Origin of the sequence: Amycolatopsis sp. CA-161197, assembly GCF_050942255.1 — a bacterium.
GTDB lineage: Bacteria > Actinomycetota > Actinomycetes > Mycobacteriales > Pseudonocardiaceae > Amycolatopsis.
Map to the genome: position 1 here is coordinate 3,687,891 of NZ_CP192059.1, position 14,031 is coordinate 3,701,921.

Here is a 14,031-nt window from a genome sequence, read left to right on the forward strand (position 1 = left end):
CGGGGTGGTTTCCGGGGCAGGGGCACTGGACGCGTTTGCGAACCACGTGGTTCACTTCTGGCGGGGCGAACGACCGGGAGGTCCACATGGGGTGTCGACGAGCGCGGTTCGGGGAGCACGGTCCGTCCACGGGAGAGGCGGGCGCATGACCGAGATCGAGCTGTCCGCCGGGACCATCGAGTACGAGGACTCGGGCGGCGACGGGCCCGTTCTGGTGTTCCTGCACGGGTTGCTGATGGACTCGTCGCTGTGGGCGGAGACGATCGCGGACCTCGCGGGCGAGTTCCGGTGCGTCGCGCCGACGTTGCCGCTCGGGGCGCACCGCAAGGCGATGCCGCCCGACGCCGACCTGTCGATGCCGGCGCTCGCGCGGCTGGCCGGGGAGTTCCTGGCGCGCTTGGATCTTCGTGAGGTGACGCTGGTCGGCGTGGACACCGGCGGGGCGCTCGTGCAGCTGCTGATGGCCGGGGACGCCGGCTGGGTGCGGCGGGTGGTGCTCGCGTCGTGCGACGCGTTCGACAACTTCCCGCCGGGGCTGACGGGGAAGACGCTGTTCCTCACGGGCCGGTTGTCGCCCGGGCTGTTCGGCGCTTTCATGCAGCAGATGCGGCTGAAAGCCTTGCGCCGCTTGCCGATCTCGTTCGGGTGGCTGACGAAACGCGGCGACGCCGCCGTGGTCCGGTGGCTGCGGCCGCTGCTGGAGCAACCGGCGATCCGCCGCGACACCGTTCGCGTGCTGCGGGCCGCGGCGGCCGAGCCCGGGATCCTCGTCGACGCCGCGGCGCACCTGCCGGAGTTCGACCGGCCCGCGCTGGTCGTGTGGGCGAGCGAGGACCGCGTCATGCCACCGGAGCACGGGCGGCGGCTGGCGGAACTGCTGCCCAAGTCGCAACTGTCCGAAGTGGACGACAGCTACACCCTGCTGCCGCTCGATCGGCCGGCCGAGCTCGCCCGGCTGATCGGCGAGTTCGCGCGCACCACCTGAGCGGCACTGTCCACAAAGATCACTTCGCGGCCATCGGGCCCACGTCGGTCACCGTGCGTGGGCCCGGTGGCCGTGTCCCCTGTTGACGTCTGTCGCGCCAGGACTCGATCGGGAAAATCGGAAGCGTTACCTGAGATGATGGCGCCGGGCGGCGCGGACGCCTAACCTTCCCGCAACAACAGCCCCACCCCGCGCGCCGGCCGCAACTCCGTGGCCGGTTCGCGACCTGGAGATACTTCCGCTGTGAAAGTGTTTCCTTTATCCTGGATCCAATCGCCAATCCGAGAGGAAGGGCTTTCATGATCGATTCCCAGGCCGACGCCGACCGAGTACGGGCCGATCTCGTCACCTGCACCAGTCTGCTCGTGTTCAAAGGTGTCCTCGACTACAGCGGGCACCTCTCCGCGCGGGTCCCGGGCACCGACGACCGCATCTTCATCCAGCCGCGCGACGCGAGCCGGGCCGCGCTGCGACCCGAAGACCTGCTGGTCGTGGACCTGGACGGCAACCTCGTCGAGGGCGAGCTCCCGCCGCCGGCCGAGACGGCCATCCACACCGGCGTCTACCGCGCGCGGCCCGAAGTGGACTTCATCTGCCATGGCCACCCCACGCTGTCGACCACCTTCACCATGGTCGACCACCCGTTCCTGCCCATGCGCCACTTCGCCTACAAGTTCCCCGACGGCCTGGCCGTGCACCCCGATCCCACGCACATCCGCTCGCGCGAGCAGGGTGACGCCGTGGCGAAGACACTCGGCGACGCCGGCGCGTGCCTGCTGCGCTCGCACGGCACGGTCGTGGTCGCGAACCGCATCCAGGAACTGCTGATGGACTGCCTCGACCTCGAGGAGAACGCCCGCACGCTCCTCCTCGCACGCCAGCTCGGCACCCCGCTGCCGCTCACGCCCGAAGAGATCGTGCAGGTCGCCGAGAGCTACGACCGCGGCGGGCACCGCCCCGGCAAGCTCTGGGACCACTACGTGCACCTCGGCCGCCGCGCCGGCGTGCTCGTCGCCTGACCACACCGGACAGCTCCACACTGGACAGAACCCCGTCGGCCGCGAAAACCGGCCGGTGGCAGTCGTTGTGCGCACTTCTCGTGTCCACAGTGTACGAATCCACGCTGCACAGGTACGTCATCCCCGAACAGAACAGTTCACGGCCGGACTGCTTGACCTTGATGTCGAATGGATCCAGGCTCCAACTGACAACCGGAGGAGGTCACGGTGTCCCTCACCGAAGACACGAGCTTGGCCAGTTCGGCCCCGGACCGGGCCGGACCGCCGGCCGCACCACCCAGGAAGTTCCGGATCCCGTGGAACGCGAAGGTCCGCCGCCGGGTGCTGCCCGTCGCGTCGGTCGTGGTGTTCCTGGGCGTGTGGCAGATCTTCGGCGCGCAGGTCAACCCGATCCTGCTGGCCACTCCGTCGGCGGTCGCCACGTCCTTTGTGGACATCATCGGCAACGGTGAGCTCGGCGCGGCCTTCCTGCGGGCCATGGAGGTGCTCGCCACGGGCTTCGGGCTCTCGGCCGTGGTCGGCATCGCGGTGGGCGTGTGGATGGGCCGGCGCGAAACCGTGTCGCGCGTGCTCAACCCCTACGTCAGCTTCTTCCAGGCGACGCCGCTGATCGCGCTCACGCCGCTCGTGGTGATCTGGACGGGCATCGGGTTCACCTCCGAGGTCACGATCACCTTCCTGCTCGCGGTGTGGTCGATCATCATCAACACGGCCGAAGGCACCCGCAACACCCCGGCGATCCTGCTCGACATGGCGAAGGTCTACCGGGCGGGGGAGTGGTCGGTGGTCCGCCACGTCGCGATGCCCAACGCCGTGCCCTACATCTTCGCCGGCCTGCGCATCGCACTGGCCAAGGCCCTGATCGGTGTGATCATCGGCGAGATGGACATCAGCCTCAAGGGTCTCGGCGGGCTGATCCAGAACTACGGCGACTCGTTCCAGACCGCGCCGCTGCTCGCCTCGATCATCAGCTCCTCGATCGTCGGCGTGATCGGGACGATCGTCCTCGAGGTCCTGCGCCGCAAGCTCGCCCCGTGGTCGTCCACCGGCTCGGCCCACACCCGCGTCTGAACCCGGCATCGTCTAGGAAAGGTCCGCCATGAGCGCACCCACGGCGTGCATCGAGATCGAGCACGTGTCCAAGCGCTACCAGCGCCCGGGCCGCAAGGCCGAGAGCTTCCTCGCCGTCTCCGACGTGCACTTCGACATCCGCCAGGGCGAGTTCATCTCGCTGATCGGCGCGTCGGGCTGCGGCAAGACCACGCTGCTGCGGATGATGTCCGGGCTCATCCCGGTCGACGACGGCCAGATCCGCATCAACGGCAACCCCGTGCAGGGCGTGCCGGGGTCGATCGGGTTCGTGTTCCAGGAGCCGGCGCTGCTGCCGTGGAAGACCGTGCGCGAGAACATGGCCTTCGCCTTGAAGGCCAAGGAGCTCCCGCCCGAAGAGGTCGACGCCGCGATCGCCGCGAAGCTCGAGATGACGAGCCTGCAGGACTTCGCGGGCTACTACCCGTCGGCGCTCTCGGGTGGCATGCAGCAGCGCGCGGGCCTGGCCCGGGCCCTGGCCTGCGACCCCGACGTGCTGTTCATGGACGAACCCCTGTCCGCGCTCGACGCCTTCACCCGGCGCCGGCTGCAGCAGGACATCGCCACGATCATCGAAGGCATCGGCGCGACCACGGTGCTCGTGACGCACGACGTCGACGAGGCCGTGTTCTTCTCCGACCGCATCGTGGTGATGGGCACCTCGCCCGGCTCGGTCCGCGATGTCGTCGAGGTCCCGTTCCCCAAACCGCGCACGCACGCGGAGCTGCTCGGCGATCCCGAGGTGGCGAAGCTGCGTGACCACGTGCTGGGCATCGTGCTCGGCCTGCACTGAAGTACCCGCAGTGAAGTCACCGCACTGAAGTCACTGCACTGAAGTTCCTGCTCGAACCGCACTCCCAACCCCCACCCCACCGTCAGATCCAGTCCAGAAAGGAGGGTCCGCGATGTCCGCTCCCTCTTCGCGGCGGCGCCGCACGGCGCTCGTCGTCGGCGCGATCGCCGCGCTCACCGTGTCGCTCACGGCCGCGTGCGGCTCCGGCGACGCGGCCACCGGCACCGGTGACAAGCTGCCGACCTCGGCCGACGGCACGCCGAACCTCAAGGGCACCACCATCCGGATCGTCACCGGTGCCGCCCCCGCCATCGAGGACACCAAGATCGCGCTCATGGCGCAGGTCCTCAAGAGCTGGGGCGCCGACGCGTCGATCGTGAACCAGACCGGCGACCCCGCCGCCATCCGGGTGCTGCTCGCCGGCGACGCCGACATCGGCACGCTCGCCGTCTCGTCGTCGATCAACTCGGGCCTGAAGATCTTCGGGCCGAGCCAGCCGCGGCTGGACTACCACTTCATCGGCGCCCCTTCGCTGACCTCGATGAAGGACCTGCCCGGTCACGTCTACGGCACGTCGAACGTCCACGGCGTCGAGGCGCTGATGTTCGCCGACCTGCTGGCGAAGAACAACATCGACCCCAAGGCGGTCACCACGACCGTGGCCGGTGGCGCGTCGGTGCGCGTGAGCGCCATGCTCACCCACCACATCGACGCGACGTTCGCGCACGCCACCGACGTGTCGAAGCTGACCTCGGCCGGCTTCCACGACCTCGTGACGATGTCGAAGACCGCGCCTGAGCTCGCGGACTCGTTCCTCGCGACCTCACCGCAGTGGCTGGCGAGCCACGGCGCGCTGGCCGTGGCGATCGACCAGGCGTGGATCAAGGCGGCGCAGATCTTCAACACGGACAAGGACCAGTGGGTCAAGGCCGCGGTCGCCTACGCGAAGGCGGACGAGAAGGAAGCGTCGAGCACCTACGACGCCCTCAAGGCGGCGGACACGTTCCCCGCTTCGAAGGACGCCTACTCCGAGGCCTCGGCGAAGGTCCAGGAGGATCTGGCGAACAAGGTCGGCGCGATCACCAAGGCACCGGCGACGTCGGTGTGGGTCGACACCGCCACGTGGGACAAGGCGACGGCGGCCATGAAGCTCGGCTGATCACCCTGATCCGCAACGGAAAGACCCGGTGAAAAGCTCCCGTGGGAAAGGACTCGCCGGGGTCGGTCCGATAATGGATCCAGGATACGATTGGCCGGATATTAACGACGAATGGTAACCGCTTGACGGCCGGTGCACGCCGGTCGAGGGGAGGCTAGGTCACGATGGCTCAGCGTCAGTCCGGTGGAGCCGGCGGCGGTACGGGAGGCGGCGCCCCGGAGGGGTCCGCGATCACCGGCCGCGCCAGCTTCGACGAGGTCGTGTCGCGGTTGTCGAGCGGCTACCGTTCGATCGGCGACATGGTCTACGAGGTCCTGCGCCAGGCGCTGCTCTCCGGGGCGTTCGCCCCCGGGGAGCACCTCCGGCAGGAGGCGCTGGCCACCGCGATCGGGGTGTCCCGGCTCCCGGTGCGGGCCGCGCTGCTGCGGCTCGACGCCGAGGGACTCGTGGAGTTCCACCCGCGCCGCGGCGCGGTGGTCAAGACGCTGACGGCCGAGCAGCTCGTGGAGATCTACGAGCTGCGCGACCTGCTCGAGACCCACGCGCTGCGCAAGTCGATGAAGACCATGACCGCGGAGCGGATCGCGAGCCTGCGCCGCAACGCGGAGCTGCTCGACTCCGAGGAGGAGGGCGAAGGCTTCCTCGACGTCCGCGTGCGGTTCTACCGGGAGCTCTACGACGCCGAGCGCAACCCGCGGCTGGTGGAGCTGATCGAGGACCTGCGCAGCAGTGTCGGGCGGTACCTGCTCGGCTGGCGGGTGTCGGGCAGCCGCAGCCACCACGGGCGGCACACCACGCTGGTCGACCACGTCGAGCGCGGTGACGTCGAGAAGGCCGAAGCGGCGCTGCACGATCACCTCCGCGAAGTGAGCGAAGGCGTCGCCAGGATCCTTTCCGGCGAAAGCGATCGCGAACCCGACAGCGAATTCCCCGCGTAACCGAATCCCTTTCCCTCAATCGAATACCGCGTTGTCCGCAAACCCGGCCGAATCGCCGGGCAGGTACCCCCTGCCCGGAAACCGGCGGGCAGGAGTGAACGGAAACGGCATGAGAACTGACGAGGTCTCCTGGTTCAGCGACGGCGAACGCATCAGCGGGCTCTGGCGCACCCCCGACGAGGGCGACGGGCCCTACCGCGTCGTCGTGCAGGGCCCGGGCTGGATGGGCCTGAAGGACGCGAAGCTCTACGTGCGCTACCACCAGGCTCTCACCGACGCCGGGTTCGCCGTGCTGGTGTTCGACTACCGCGGCTTCGGCGACTCCGAGGGCGACCCGGAGCTGCTGTCGCCGGCGCGGCAGCTGGCCGACCTGCGCAGCGCCGTCACCTACGCCGAGGCGCGGCCCGACGTGCTGCCCGACTCGATCGGGGTGTTCGGCAGCGGCGGCACGGGCGGCGGCAACGCGGTGCTGCTCGCGGCCGTCGACCCGCGGGTGCGGGCGGCGGTGAGCCAGCTGCCCGTGGCCGACGGCGGCGACTGGCTGCACCGCATGCGCAGCGAGTACCAGTGGCTCGACTTCCTGGCGGAGCTGGACGCCGACCGGCGCGAGCGGACGCTGCACGGCGCCGGCAAGCTCGTGAACCCGCGTGAAGAGATCATGGTGCCGACCTCGGAGCGCCGGGCCACGAGCGTGAAGTCCGATGTGGACGGACGCGTGCCGAAGCAGGTGCGCCTGGCCGCGGCGGAGGAGATCATCGCCTACCGCCCGGCCGAGGCGGCGGCGACGCTCGACACGCCGCTGCTCGTGATCGGCGTGGAGAACGACGCCACCACGCCCACCGACCACGCGGAGCGGATCTACGAGGCCGCGCGCGGGCCGAAGGAACTGATCATGCAGCGGCACACGAGCCATTACGCCGCCTACGACAAGTACTGGACCGCGACGACGCCCCGCATCGTCGCGTGGTTCGAGGAGTATCTCCGCCCGGCCGATGTGGTCGTGCGTTCGAGCCGGCCGGGCGGACACCCGGCCGTAGTGGAGGTGAAGGCATGAGCATCGATCTGCGCGTGAGTGGCGGCCGGGTGCAGCTGCCCGGCGGCGCCGTGGACGGCGACCTGCTGGTGAACGAGGGCAAGGTCGTCGGGGTCGTGTCCGGCTCCGTCGAGGTCGCCGACGTCGGCCGCACCGTCGACGCCACCGGGAAGCTGGTGCTGCCCGGCATGGTCGACGTCCACGTGCACACCCGTGAGCCCGGGTTCGAGCACAAGGAAGACATCTACACCACTTCGCTGCAGGCGGCCGCGGGCGGCGTCACCACGATCTTCGGGATGCCGAACCTGAACCCGCCGACCACCACCGCGAAGACGCTGCGCGAGGTGTTCGACCTCTACGCCGAGAAGTCCATCGTGGACTGGAACCACAACCCGGCGGCCACGCAACCCGACGAGATCGCGCCGATGGCCGCGATGGGCGTGAACGCCTACAAGATCTACATGGTCGTGGACACCGGCCGCACCTACCCGCACCCGGCCGGCACCGGCATGCACGGGCACGGCGACCTGCTGCGCATGATGGACGCCATCGCCAAGACGGGTAAGCGCTTCATCATCCACCCACACGACCAGTCGCTGATGGACTACATCGAGGGCGAATACCTGGCGCGCGGGGAAAACACGCCGCAGGGGTACGCGTCGGCCTACGCCGCGCGCAACGGCGTCATCTGGGACACCGCCATCGAGGTCGTGCTGCGCCTGGCCGAGGCGTCGGGCTGCAAGGTGCACCTCGCGCACATCCAGACGCGCCGGTCGGTCGAGGCCGTGCGGCGGGCCCGGGAGCACGGCGTGGACGTGACCTGCGAGGTCAACCACTGGCTTCCGTTCCTGTCCACTTGGGACGATGTCGAGAAGCTCGGCCCGTACGCGCTGTCCTACTGGGTGCCCGACGACGGGCGCGAAGCCGTGTGGGAAGGCCTGCGCGACGGCACGATCGACATGTTCTCCTCCGACCACGCGCCGCACACGCGCGAGGAGAAGGAGATCGGCTGGACGCAGATGTGGAGCTCCCACACGGGCACGCCGGGCATCCAGTACTTCTACCCGCTCGCGCTCGACGCGGTGAACAAGGGCCTGCTCACGATCGACCGCGCGGTGGAGCTCGTCGCCGGCGCGCCGGCCGCGAAGTTCGGCCTGCAGGGTGTGAAGGGCGCGCTGACCCCGGGCTGCGACGCGGACTTCGTGATCGCGGACCTCGACGCGCCGTGGACGATCACGAACGAGGGCGTGCTCTCGAAAATCGGCTGGACCCCGTACGACGGCCGGCAGCTCACGGCCGGCATCGAGCAGACCTACGTGCGCGGCACCGAGGTGTTCGCGGACGGCAAGGTGACCGGCGAGGCCGGGCACGGCAAGCAGGCGGTGTCAGGAAAGGTGCAGAACGCATGAAGTTCGGACTGCTGCTCCCGCATTTCGGCGAGCACGCCTCGCGCGACAACGTGCTCCAGGGCGCGATCATGGCCGAGAAGGCCGGGTTCGACTCGGTCTGGGTGCGTGACCACCTGGTGTTCGAGCCGCACGGCGAGATGGAGAAGCCCAACCGCACGTTCTACGACGCGCTGACCACGCTCACGGCCATCGGCGCCGTGACCGAGCGCATCGAGCTGGGCACGGGTTCGCTGATCCCGTTCCGGCACCCGCTGGTCACGGCCCTGATGACGGGAACGATGACGCAGCTGTTCGGCCCGCGCGTGATCCTCGGGTTCGGGGCCGGCACGTTCGACCACGAGTTCGAGGCCATCGAGTGGGGCGAGCGCGACCGGGTGGAGCTCGTGCGCTCCAACGCCGAGATTTTCAAGCGCGTGTTCACCGAGAACGACGTGACCTACTCGGACGCGAACTTCTCGTTCAGCGACATCACGATCGAGCCGAAGCCGCTGGGCGGGCGGGTACCGTTCTGGTATTGCGGCGCCACCCCGCGTTCGGCGCGGCTCGCGGTGGAGTTCTGCGACGGCTGGATGCCGGGCCGGATCTCGATGGCGACGCTGGACAAGCGCGTGACGACGATGCGGGAGCTGTCGGAGACGGCCGGGCGCACGATGCCGACCGTGGCCGTGATCCCGCCCACGTCGATCGAGCGCACGTACGAGGAGGCGGTGCAGCACGTGAACGTCCCGGGCCTGCTGGCCTGGGCGAACAAGGCGAAGTTCGCGGTGAAGCCGCCGTCGGGCAAGTTCGAGACCGTGAAGGATCTCTCAGGGCAGCTCATCGTCGGGACACCGGAGGATGCTCTGGAGGAAATCGACCGCTTCGCCGCGACCGGGGTGGAGCACCTGGTGTTCGACTTCCGGTTCAAGTTCGATCGGTGGTTCGATCAGATCGAGCTGCTCGGGTCGGAGATCATCGGCAAGGTGAACGCGGGCGTCTGAGAAGGGACGAGTCCAGTGGTGAGGTTCGGGTACAAGGCATCGGCGGAGCAGTTCGCGCCGGCGGAGCTGCTGCGCTACGGCGTGCTGGCCGAGGAGAACGGGTTCGACTCGGTGTTCGTGAGCGACCACCTGCAGCCGTGGCGCCACGACGGCGGCCACGCGCCGGCCGCGCTGCCGTGGCTGGGCGCGCTCGGTTCGGCGACGGAGCGGGTGGTGCTCGGCACGAGCGTGCTGACGCCGACGTTCCGCTACCACCCGGCGGTGGTCGCGCAGGCGTTCGCCACGCTCGGGTGCCTGTTCCCGGGCCGCGTGGTGCTGGGCATCGGCTCGGGCGAGTCGATGAACGAGGCGCCGCTCGGCATCGAGTGGCCGGAGCCGAAGGTGCGGTTCGCGCGGTTGAAGGAGGCGATCGAGCTCATCCGCCGCCTGTGGACGGAGGAGCGCGTGGACTTCGAGGGCGCGCACTACCGCACGGAGAAGGCCACGGTGTACGACCGCCCGGAGGTGCCGGTGCCGCTCTACATCGCGGGCTCCGGCCCGGCGGCCACGCGGCTCGCGGGCCGGCGTGGTGACGGGTTCATCACCACGAGCGGCAAGGCGCCGTCGCTGTACACGGACACGTTGCTGCCCGCCGTGCGAGAAGGTGTCGAGCAGTCGGGCCGGGCGGTCGGCGACGTGGACATGATGATCGAGGTCAAGGTCTCGTTCGACGCGGACGCCGACCGCGCGTTGCAGGACACGCGGTTCTGGGGCGCGCTGGCGTTGAAGCCGGAGGAGAAGACGGGCGTCGAGGACCCGGTCGAGATGCAGCGGCTGGCCGACGCGCTGCCGATCGAGCGGGCCGCGAGCCGGTTCATCGTGTCGTCCGACCCGGACGAGCACGTGGCGGCGATCAAGCGGTACCTCGACCTGGGCTTCACACACCTGGTGTTCCACGCCCCCGGGCCGGACCAGGAGCGGTTCCTGAAGGCCTACGGCACCGAGATCCTGCCGCGGTTGCGCAAGCTGGTGTGACGGTGAAGCCGCGGGCCCGGCGCGGGTGCCGGGCCCGCGGTGTCCACTGTGGTTAGTGCACGAGTGCTTTCGTGCCGGCCCGGTCCAGCCGGCCCGAGACGACGGCCAGCGCGAGGGCCGCTGCCGTCATGGCGGCGCCGACCCAGTTGGTCGACGCGTAGCCGTACCCCGCGGCGATGACGACGCCGCCGAGCCAGGCGGCCAGCGCGTTGCCGAGGTTGAACGCGCCGATGTTCACGGCGGACGCGACGGTCGGCGCGGCTTGGGCGCTGGCCAGCATCCGCATCTGCAACGGCGGCACCGTCGCGAAGCCGAAGCCGCCCAGCAGGAACAGCGTGACGATCGCGGGCACGGCCGCGTGGGCGGTGAAGGCGAACGCCGCGAGCACCACCGCCAGCGCGACGAGCACGGTGTAGAGCGTGGGCATCAGGGCGCGGTCGGCGAACTTGCCGCCGACGAGGTTGCCCAGCACAAGCCCGACGCCGAACAGCACCAGCAGCCAGCTCACCGCGCCGCTCGGGAGACCGGCGACCTCCGTCATCATGGGCGCGATGTAGGTGAAGCTCGCGAAAACGCCCCCGAAGCCCAGGATTGTCGTGCCGACGGCCAGCCACACCCGCGCGTGGCGGAACACGGCGAACTCCGTCTTGATGCTCGTGTTCTCGGGCCGCGGGGTGTCCGGCACGAGCGCGGCCACTCCGGCCAGCCCCAGCACGCCGAGGCCGGCGACGACCCAGAACGTCGCGCGCCAGCCCAGGCCCTGCCCGATGAACGTGCCCAGCGGCACGCCGAGCACGTTGGCCAGCGTCAGCCCGGTGAACATGAGCGCGATGGCGCTGGCCTTCTTCTCCGGCTTGACCAGGTCCGCGGCCACCACCGCGCCGACCCCGAAGAAGGCCCCGTGCGTCAACGCCGCGACGATCCGGCCGGCCAGCAGCACGCCGTAACTCGGCGCCACCGCCGACAACGCGTTGCCGACGATGAACACCCCCATCAGCAGGAGCAGCAGGTGCTTGCGCCGCATCCGCGTGCCGAGCGCGGTCATGGGCAACGCCCCGGCCGCCACCCCCAGCGCGTAGCCGGTGATCAGCCACCCCGCGGCCGGGATGGACACCCCGAAGTCGGCGGCCACCTCGGGCAGCAACCCGGCGATCACGAACTCCGTCGTGCCGATGCCGAACGCGCCGATGGCCAGCGCGAGCAGGGCGAGCGGCATGGGATCTCCTCTTGAAGCGTGGACAACTACCGTCGCTGGCAATAATTGCACACGCCTTCTATTGAGGCTGCCGACTGTGATCAGGAGAACGCCGGTGATGGGTGCGCGAGCCGAGCGTCAGTCGGCGAAGACGTGCCGGTCCAGGAACGGGTTGCGGAACTTCCCGGTGGGGTCCAGGCGCTCAGCCAGGGCGCGGAAGTCCGCCAGCCGCGGATAGGCCAGGTCGAGGGCCTCGCCGTGGAAGAGCTTGCCCCAGTGGGGCCGCGGGGCGAAGGGGGCGAGGGTGGCTTCGATGGTGGGCAGGAGGGCCTCGACCTCGGGTTGGCGGGGGAGCCAGGTGAAGTGGAGCGCCACGCTGTCGCGGGCCGACGAGGGGCTGAGCCAGAGGTCGTCGCCGGCGATGGTGCGGATTTCGGACACCAGGAGCAGCGGGGCGATGCGGTGGCCGATGCCGCGCAGCGCCTCGAAGGCGGCGGGGGCGGCGGCGCGCGGCACGAAGTACTCGGTCTGCAGCTCGGCGCCGACGCTCGGGGTGAAGCCGAGGCGGAAGTGGGGGAGGCGGTCGTACCAGGGGCCGGGGGCGCCGAGCTGGGCGGTGGTGTTGCCGGCCGGGACGCCCGCGGCGTGGGCGGGGTGGCGGGGACCGTCGGCGGGGGCGGCGCCGAACAGTGACGTAGGGACGTCGGCGGGCAGCGCGCCCGGGGCCTCGGCCGGCCCGCGGTTTTTCAGCCAGACCTGGTCGACGGCGTCGCGGGCCCAGTTCGTGAACAGGCTGACGCTGTAGCCCGCGGCCTGGACCTCGTCGAAGTGCTCGACGGCGGCGGCCCACGGCAGGTCGTCGAACACGTCCTGGCGCACGGTGAACGACGGGACCAGGTCGAGCGTCAGCCGGGTCACCACGCCGAGGGCGCCGACGCCGACGACCACCCCGGCGAAGTCCGCGTCGCCCCGGGTGAACGTCCGCAGTGAGCCGTCGGCGGTCAGCAGCTCCAGCGCGGAGACGGCCGCGGCCAGGCCACGGTGGCGTTCGCCCGAGCCGTGGGTACCGGTGGCGACGCTGCCGGCCACCGTGATGTGCGGCAGTGACGCGAGGTTCTCCAGGGCGAAGCCGGCTTCGTCGAGCTGGGCCACGAGGTCGCCGTAGCGGACCGAACCGCCCACGGTCACGGTGGCGCCGCGGGCGTCCAGCGACGGCGAACCGGACACACCGGAAAGATCCAGCTGCACGCCACCGGGGCTGTCGGCCACGTCGTTGAAGCTGTGGCGGCTGCCGAGCGCCTTGATCCTCGTCGCGGAGGCGACGAGCTCGCGGGCCTCGTCGAGCGTCCGCGGGGTCAGCACCTCGCGGGCGCCGTAGGTGAGGTTTCCCGCCCAGTTGGCGGCCGCGCCGCGCGCACTCTCGATCACGAACGCCCAGCTTAGGCGGGGCTCGCCAAAGCCGTCGGATCCGGGCAGACTTGGCCCATGCTTCCCGAACAGCCAGTGCTTCCCGGATTCGCGGTGCCGCTCGACCAGCGGGAGCGCTGACATGCACTCGGCCGGTCTGGTCCTGCACCCCAAGCGGGACTCCGCCCCGGCGGTCGAGGCCGTCCTCGGGTGGGCCGCGAACCGCGGCATCAAGATCCTCGGCATCGCCGAGGAGATCGTGCGCCTGGACTGCAAGGCGGTGGGGGTGTCGGCGGAAGAGCTCGCCACCCAGTCCGACCTGCTGGTGAGCCTCGGCGGCGACGGCACCATGCTGCGCGCCATGCGCCTGGCCGACGGGCAGCGCGCCCCGGTGCTCGGCGTGAACCTCGGCAAGCTCGGCTTCCTCGCCGAAGTCGACGTGCCCGACCTGCCCGGTGCGTTGTCCATGATCGACGCGCACGAGTTCACCGTCGAGCCGCGCCTGGCGGTCGACGCGGTGATCGGCGGCCGGACGGTGACGGCGTTCAACGACGTCGCCGTGGTCCGCGTGCCCGGCGACGGCTCGGCGCTGGTCGCGGTGCGGGTGAACGAGGAGCAGTTCGTGAGCTACGCGGCCGACGCGGTCATCGTCGCGACGCCCACCGGTTCCACGGCCTACAGCTTCTCCGCCGGCGGCCCGATCACGAGCCCCGCCGTGGAGGCGCTGCTGGTCACGCCGGCCGCGCCGCACTCCGCGTACGGCCGCGGCGTGGTGCTCTCGGTCGACGACACGCTGGCGCTCGAGGTGCTGCCCAACAGCGGCCGGCTGGCGGTGGAGGTCGACGGGATCGTCGAGGGCTACGTGCAGCCCGGCGAGTGCATCGAACTGTGCGCCCGCCCGAGCGCGGCCCGCGTCGTGCGGCTGGGCCGCACCACGTTCTTCCAGCGGGCGCGGCGCAAGCTGCGGCTCAGCGACTCCGCGGAGATCGCGCCCTCGTCCTGAGCGGTCC

At 70.3% G+C, this 14,031-nt stretch carries 13 protein-coding genes; 11 read left to right on the plus strand and 2 right to left on the minus strand.

The genetic code is table 11. The features are described 5' to 3' along the window. Positions 1 to 145: 145 nt before the first annotated feature. From ACQPXB_RS17635 to fgd, 10 genes are all read left to right on the plus strand, one after another. Positions 146 to 985, plus strand: a complete 840-nt coding sequence (locus ACQPXB_RS17635; RefSeq protein ID WP_432853347.1) for an alpha/beta fold hydrolase — start codon at positions 146 to 148, stop codon at positions 983 to 985. A gap of 299 nt (positions 986 to 1,284) precedes the next feature. After that, a complete protein-coding gene (locus ACQPXB_RS17640) occupies positions 1,285 to 2,004 on the plus strand; it encodes a class II aldolase/adducin family protein (RefSeq protein WP_432853350.1) in 720 nt (239 codons plus the stop codon). Between the two features lie 207 nt (positions 2,005 to 2,211). Continuing rightward, positions 2,212 to 3,075 carry an ABC transporter permease gene (locus tag ACQPXB_RS17645; protein WP_432853353.1) on the plus strand — a complete coding sequence of 288 codons (864 nt, stop codon included), beginning with the start codon at positions 2,212 to 2,214 and terminating at the stop codon, positions 3,073 to 3,075. Between the two features lie 28 nt (positions 3,076 to 3,103). Beyond that, the gene (locus tag ACQPXB_RS17650; RefSeq protein WP_366577991.1) at positions 3,104 to 3,886 is read left to right on the plus strand and encodes an ABC transporter ATP-binding protein; all 783 of its coding nucleotides are present in this window, start codon (positions 3,104 to 3,106) and stop codon (positions 3,884 to 3,886) included. Between the two features lie 112 nt (positions 3,887 to 3,998). Further along, a complete protein-coding gene (locus tag ACQPXB_RS17655) occupies positions 3,999 to 5,045 on the plus strand; it encodes an ABC transporter substrate-binding protein (protein WP_366577993.1) in 1,047 nt (348 codons plus the stop codon). 164 nt (positions 5,046 to 5,209) lie between these two features. Then, the gene (locus ACQPXB_RS17660; RefSeq protein WP_432853358.1) at positions 5,210 to 5,983 is read left to right on the plus strand and encodes a GntR family transcriptional regulator; all 774 of its coding nucleotides are present in this window, start codon (positions 5,210 to 5,212) and stop codon (positions 5,981 to 5,983) included. Between the two features lie 109 nt (positions 5,984 to 6,092). After that, positions 6,093 to 7,037, plus strand: coding sequence for an alpha/beta hydrolase (locus ACQPXB_RS17665; RefSeq protein ID WP_366577997.1), 945 nt, complete (start codon positions 6,093 to 6,095; stop codon positions 7,035 to 7,037). Next, positions 7,034 to 8,425, plus strand: a complete 1,392-nt coding sequence (locus ACQPXB_RS17670; protein ID WP_432853362.1) for a dihydroorotase — start codon at positions 7,034 to 7,036, stop codon at positions 8,423 to 8,425. Before ACQPXB_RS17665 ends, ACQPXB_RS17670 begins: the two co-directional genes overlap by 4 nt. Next, positions 8,422 to 9,405, plus strand: coding sequence for an LLM class flavin-dependent oxidoreductase (locus tag ACQPXB_RS17675; protein ID WP_432853365.1), 984 nt, complete (start codon positions 8,422 to 8,424; stop codon positions 9,403 to 9,405). Before ACQPXB_RS17670 ends, ACQPXB_RS17675 begins: the two co-directional genes overlap by 4 nt. A gap of 15 nt (positions 9,406 to 9,420) precedes the next feature. Continuing rightward, a complete protein-coding gene (fgd, locus tag ACQPXB_RS17680) occupies positions 9,421 to 10,419 on the plus strand; it encodes a glucose-6-phosphate dehydrogenase (coenzyme-F420) (protein ID WP_220239253.1) in 999 nt (332 codons plus the stop codon). 52 nt (positions 10,420 to 10,471) lie between these two features. Here the strand turns inward: fgd and ACQPXB_RS17685 are convergent, their stop codons facing one another. Further along, complete coding sequence (locus ACQPXB_RS17685; protein ID WP_366578004.1) at positions 10,472 to 11,635, minus strand: MFS transporter; 1,164 nt, start codon at positions 11,633 to 11,635, stop codon at positions 10,472 to 10,474. A 117-nt stretch (positions 11,636 to 11,752) separates the two neighbouring features. Then, a complete protein-coding gene (locus ACQPXB_RS17690; protein WP_432853369.1) occupies positions 11,753 to 13,042 on the minus strand; it encodes an FAD-binding protein in 1,290 nt (429 codons plus the stop codon). Positions 13,043 to 13,163: 121 nt separating this feature from the next. Here ACQPXB_RS17690 and ACQPXB_RS17695 point away from each other — a divergent pair, with 121 nt between their 5' ends. Continuing rightward, positions 13,164 to 14,024 (plus strand): NAD(+)/NADH kinase, encoded by an 861-nt coding sequence (locus ACQPXB_RS17695; protein WP_366578007.1) that lies wholly within the window; start codon positions 13,164 to 13,166, stop codon positions 14,022 to 14,024. The last annotated feature ends 7 nt before the right edge of the window (positions 14,025 to 14,031 follow it).

Excerpts from the sequence above, each read along its gene's own strand:
- ACQPXB_RS17635 (WP_432853347.1), top strand. The coding sequence starts at position 146 with ATGACCGAGATCGAGCTGTCCGCCGGGACCATCGAGTACGAGGACTCG.
- ACQPXB_RS17640 (WP_432853350.1), top strand. The coding sequence starts at position 1,285 with ATGATCGATTCCCAGGCCGACGCCGACCGAGTACGGGCCGATCTCGTC.
- ACQPXB_RS17650 (WP_366577991.1), top strand. The coding sequence starts at position 3,104 with ATGAGCGCACCCACGGCGTGCATCGAGATCGAGCACGTGTCCAAGCGC.
- ACQPXB_RS17655 (WP_366577993.1), top strand. The coding sequence starts at position 3,999 with ATGTCCGCTCCCTCTTCGCGGCGGCGCCGCACGGCGCTCGTCGTCGGC.
- ACQPXB_RS17660 (WP_432853358.1), top strand. The coding sequence starts at position 5,210 with ATGGCTCAGCGTCAGTCCGGTGGAGCCGGCGGCGGTACGGGAGGCGGC.
- ACQPXB_RS17665 (WP_366577997.1), top strand. The coding sequence starts at position 6,093 with ATGAGAACTGACGAGGTCTCCTGGTTCAGCGACGGCGAACGCATCAGC.
- ACQPXB_RS17670 (WP_432853362.1), top strand. The coding sequence starts at position 7,034 with ATGAGCATCGATCTGCGCGTGAGTGGCGGCCGGGTGCAGCTGCCCGGC.
- ACQPXB_RS17675 (WP_432853365.1), top strand. The coding sequence starts at position 8,422 with ATGAAGTTCGGACTGCTGCTCCCGCATTTCGGCGAGCACGCCTCGCGC.
- ACQPXB_RS17685 (WP_366578004.1), bottom strand. The coding sequence starts at position 11,635 with ATGCCGCTCGCCCTGCTCGCGCTGGCCATCGGCGCGTTCGGCATCGGC.
- ACQPXB_RS17695 (WP_366578007.1), top strand. The coding sequence starts at position 13,164 with ATGCACTCGGCCGGTCTGGTCCTGCACCCCAAGCGGGACTCCGCCCCG.